This window comes from Streptomyces sp. NPDC046876, assembly GCF_040645035.1.
Lineage (GTDB): Bacteria > Actinomycetota > Actinomycetes > Streptomycetales > Streptomycetaceae > Streptomyces.
Window position 1 is genome coordinate 1 of the sequence record NZ_JBEYXK010000250.1, and the last position, 1,102, is coordinate 1,102.

Annotated in this window: 1 pseudogene; it reads right to left on the reverse strand. The window is 65.1% G+C overall.

Going from position 1 to position 1,102, the window contains the following annotated elements:
* Positions 1-151 precede the first annotated feature (151 nt).
* A pseudogene (locus ABZ924_RS38790) lies at positions 152-970 on the reverse strand (IS5 family transposase).
* Positions 971-1,102 lie beyond the last annotated feature (132 nt).

Below are 1,102 nucleotides of genomic sequence, written 5' to 3' on the forward strand. Positions count from 1 at the left end.
TCGCACGAGAAGATCACGGTAGTCCTGCCAGGTGAAGCCAGGGTGGGCACCTCGGTGATGGCCCTGGATGCGAGGACGGTAGATCAGGCGCTGCGGTCGCCGGCCCCCGACAACTCAACGGAAAGGTCAGTAGGACCTCTAAGACCGTGTCCTATGTGGTGAGGCGGAGGAGGCGTTTGTAGCAGCAGAGGGCGGCGGCGAGGCCGAGGAAATGCCAGGTAGGTGCGGGGGTTGCGTTCGTATCGGTGGTTGAGCCGGCGGTAGCCGGTCAGCCAGGACATGGTCCGTTCGATCACCCACCTCCGACGCCCTAATCGTTCGCTCGACTCGATGCCCTTGCGGGCGATGCGGACGCCGATCCGTTTTCCACGGAGCCATTTGCGCAGTTCAGGTATGTCGTAGGCCTTGTCCGCGTGCAGTTTCCGGGGTTTGAAGTGGCGGCCGCGGTGGGGGTCGTGTCTCGTTTGGTGACCGAGCACCATGGGCTTCAGGGCCTGGCTGTCGTGGGTGTTGGCGGCGGAGATGCCGACGAGGAGGGGCAGCCCGGCCGCGTCCGACAGGACGTGCATCTTGGAGCCCGGCTTTCCGCGGTCCACGGGGCTCGGACCTGTGAGTTCGCCCTCTTTTTGGCCCGGACGTGGGCGGAGTCGAGAACGGCTCGGGACAGATCGAGCAGTCCCGCGTCGTCAAGCTGGTGGAGGATCTTCTCGTGGAGCCGGCCCCAGACCCCGGCTCTCGACCAGATCAGGAACCGGCGATGAGCCGTCGACTTCGATATCCCGAAGCAGGGCGGCAGGGCTCGCCAGGCGCATCCGCTGACCAGCACGTAGGTGATCGCTGCGAACAGCGTCTCATCAGGCGTGTCCTGCGTCCCGCCGCCCTGCGGCCGCACCCTCGACGGCGGGATCAGCGGCTCCGCGATCTCCCACAACCCGTCCGGAACAATCCAACTCCACGTACCCCGCCCCATACCGAGGTCAACGACGCCTCACCACATAGGACACTGTCTTAGAGGCCATCTCATTTGGGTGGTTGGGTAGGCTGTCGGTCGTGGTGGGGATTGTTGAGCGGCTGGTGCCGGACGAGTTGTGGGAGTTGTTCC